A 3092-nucleotide genomic window follows, 5' to 3' on the forward strand; every position below is an offset into this window, starting at 1 on the left:
CCACATGACGGAGCAGGGAGGGGCGGAGCGCGGCAGGCCCGTCCGGGTGCGCGATCGCCGAGGGCGGCGCCGGCACGGGGGAGGGGGCGCCGGTGAGGACCGGGCCGAGCCGGGCGCCGAGCCGTCGCAGCAGCGCCCAGAGCAGGGCTTCGCCACGGGCGAGCCACAGCGAGGTCAGCCCCACCGCCCAGCCGTGCATGACCAGCATGGCGAGGCCCGGCAGCAGGCCCGAGTGCGGATGGGCGAGGGCCTCGTGGGAGATCGCCGGGGCCGTCACGGAGAACAGCAGGTGCAGTGCCGCCTGCGTGCTCCCGAGGAGGGGCAGGATCACCCCCGCGCCGCGCTCGCGCCCGGTCAGCGGGAGTGCCGCCGCGAACGCCAGCGCGAGCCCGCCCGCCGCGCTCCACGCCGGCATCGCGCCCCCGCCGAGCACGTGCGAGATCATGCCCAGCCCGAGGGACACCACGGCGAAGGCCGAGGTGCGGGCCAGGCGGAAGGGCGCGGTCACGGGCATGGTGCGGCCATCATCACACACGGCCCGGTCGCCCCCCACCCCAGATCCCACCCCTGATCGGGCCGTGTCGCGGAAGAATGATTGAATTCCCGCGCTTTGCGCTGTCAGCGGAAAGCGCTGAAAGCGAACGGACCGAAACCGCGGCGTGGCACCGCGTTATGGTCGCAGGGATTCTCCATTCGTGAATTCTGGATTCGGGGTAGGTGAAAGCGATGACCGGTCCACAGCCCGTGTTCGAGGACCCGCTGTACCAGCGGTTGCTGCGCAAGAGGATCGTCGTGCTCGGCACCGAGGTGAACGACGAGGTGGCCAACCGGATCTGCGGGGAGTTGCTGCTGCTGTCCGCCGGGGACGACAGGAGTGACATCTGGCTCTATATCAACTCGCCCGGCGGCTCGGTGTCGGCCGGAATGGCGATCTACGACGTGATGCAGTACATCCCGAACGACGTCGCCACCGTCGGTATGGGCCTGGCGGGTTCGATGGGGCAGTTCCTGCTCTGCGCGGGCGCGCCGGGCAAGCGGTACGCGCTGCCGCACGCCAGGATCATGATGCACCAGCCGTCCGGCGGCGTCGGCGGCACGGCCAGCGACATCGTCATCCAGGCCGAGCAGATGCTCTACACCAAGCAGATGATGAGCGAGCGGATCGCCTTCCACACCGGCCAGCCGCTGGCGCAGATCGAGGAGGACTGGGACCGGGACCGCTGGTTCACCGCCGGCGAGGCCAAGGACTACGGATTGGTCGACGAGGTTATCCGGAAGACCAGTGAGGTCCCTTCGGCAAATTAGTCATTTGCTGTCAAGGAAATCTTCTCGCTCAATTCAGGCGTGTCCTGGAATGGCGCCGAGTTTTTCCTGACGGCGATTTGCGGGCTCGCCGTACGGCCGGTGGCGGGCCCCGGCGAGAACCTGGCGGGCCGCCTCCTCCGGGAGCGGCCCGTTGCCTCGCCTGACTCCGCTGACTCGCCCGACTCCGTTGCCTCGTCCGGCCCTGTCACCTCGCCCGGCCGGGCGTGCGCGCGGAGGCCGCCGTCAGTGGTGGCAGAGCAGGCAGCGTAGAGCCCGCTCAAGGGAGCCGGCGTCGGTGATGGGGGCGGGCCAGGGCAGACGGACCAGAGTGGGGTTGTCGACGCCGGAGCGGATGGTCGCGCCGAAGCGGTCGAGCTCCCAGAGCCACGCCTCGGAGACCGGGGCGGCGAGCATCGAGCGCAGCGCGGTCTCCAACTGCCCCCGGTGGGTGGCGTTGACGTGGTGGAGCATGCGCTCGGCCTCGCTCATCAGCGGGTCGGGGTCGGCGTCGAGATACTCCTCGGCGTCCAGGACGCCTGATTCGGGGCCGGTGAGATAGATCACCTGACCGACGTCGACGCGGAGCAGCCGGGGGCCGTCGGTACGCTCCAGCGCGTCGAACAGGGCCTCGTCCGGGCAGCGCTCGGCGATCGCCACCGCGCTCTCCCACGCCTCGGCGGCCGGTACGGCCTGCACCCAGCCCTGCACCTTGAGCAGGCCGCGCGAGAGCTCAAGCCCGCCCAGGGAGCGGGTCGCGGCCAGGTCGACGGTCACCACCGGCTCCTCGCGCATCCCATAGAGCGGGTCTCCCGGCAGCACCAGCAGCACCGGGCGCCCCGCGCCGTCCACGCCACCCCTGGCGGGTATGGCGGGCAGGGCCGTGCCGGCGAGGGACACGTGGGTGGGGGCGGCGGTGGCGGCCAGCGTGCGGACGCGCTCAGGGACCGGCGGAGCGGTGACGGGCTGCTGCATGGACCGGCTCTCCTTGAGATCGGGGGACTCTTTTGACTAAGGTTAGGCTTACCTCAATAAGGCAAACCTAACCATAAAGGAGTGATCGTGCGCTACACCGGACCCAAGGTGCGCCTGTCCCGTCGGGCCGGCGTCCCGCTGACCCGCAAGGCGGTCCGCTACTTCGAGGAGCGCCCGTACCCGCCGGGTGAGCACGGACGCAAGACCAACCGGCGGCAGACCGGCGACTACGGGTTGCGGCTGATGGAGAAGCAGAAGCTGCGCTGGTACTACGACGTCTCCGAGCGGCAGATGCGCCGCTACTGGGACATGGCACTGCGCGGCACCGGCCGTTCCGGTGCGGAGCTGGTGGTGCTGCTGGAGAGCCGTCTCGCCTCGCTCGTCCTCCGTGCCGGCCTGGCCCCGTCCATCTACGCGGCCCGCCAGTACGTCACCCACGGCCACATCACCGTGGACGGCCGCAAGGTGGACATCCCCAGCTACCTGGTCAAGCCGGGTCAGGTGGTCGCGGTGCGGCAGAGGTCCCGGGCGATGCAGCCGTTCGTCGCCGCCGCCGAGGGCACCTACGCCGACGACCGGATCGCCCCGTACCTGAACGTCGACCACGCCGACCTCCGCTTCACGGTGGTCGGCCGCCCGGTGCGCGAGCAGATCGTGGTCCCCGTGGACGAGCAGCTCGTGGTGGAGTTCTACTCCCGCTGACCCATGCCGCCGAGTGGCCGGGTCACCCGGTCACCGGCCGCCGGTCCGCCCGCGTGCCGATCCGCGCCGCCGGGGCGCCGGCGCGGCCGGGCTCCTGTCGCCCGACCCCGCCC

General features: G+C 71.1%; 4 protein-coding genes. 2 read left to right on the forward strand and 2 right to left on the reverse strand.

The window, feature by feature from the left end:
• The coding region (locus CA984_RS43335) for an MFS transporter (RefSeq protein WP_165781643.1) at positions 1 to 508 on the reverse strand (508 nt) is incomplete at its 3' end.
• Positions 509 to 726: 218 nt separating this feature from the next.
• On the opposite strand from CA984_RS43335, the gene CA984_RS43340 reads away from it, so the two are divergent.
• Entirely contained in the window at positions 727 to 1305 is a 579-nt protein-coding gene (locus tag CA984_RS43340; protein WP_086579082.1) for a ClpP family protease, read from the forward strand.
• Positions 1306 to 1548: 243 nt separating this feature from the next.
• Here CA984_RS43340 and CA984_RS43345 read toward each other — a convergent pair whose 3' ends face one another.
• Positions 1549 to 2277 carry a DUF2470 domain-containing protein gene (locus CA984_RS43345; RefSeq protein WP_086579083.1) on the reverse strand — a complete coding sequence of 243 codons (729 nt, stop codon included), beginning with the start codon at positions 2275 to 2277 and terminating at the stop codon, positions 1549 to 1551.
• Between the two features lie 87 nt (positions 2278 to 2364).
• On the opposite strand from CA984_RS43345, the gene rpsD reads away from it, so the two are divergent.
• Entirely contained in the window at positions 2365 to 2979 is a 615-nt protein-coding gene (rpsD, locus tag CA984_RS43350) for a 30S ribosomal protein S4 (RefSeq protein ID WP_086579084.1), read from the forward strand.
• Positions 2980 to 3092 lie beyond the last annotated feature (113 nt).

The organism is Streptosporangium minutum, assembly GCF_002149035.1.
Classification (GTDB): domain Bacteria; phylum Actinomycetota; class Actinomycetes; order Streptosporangiales; family Streptosporangiaceae; genus Streptosporangium; species Streptosporangium minutum.

Bases quoted from the DNA above. Each gene is read 5' to 3' on its own strand.
- CA984_RS43340 (WP_086579082.1), top strand. From the start codon at position 727: ATGACCGGTCCACAGCCCGTGTTCGAGGACCCGCTGTACCAGCGGTTG.
- CA984_RS43345 (WP_086579083.1), bottom strand. From the start codon at position 2,277: ATGCAGCAGCCCGTCACCGCTCCGCCGGTCCCTGAGCGCGTCCGCACG.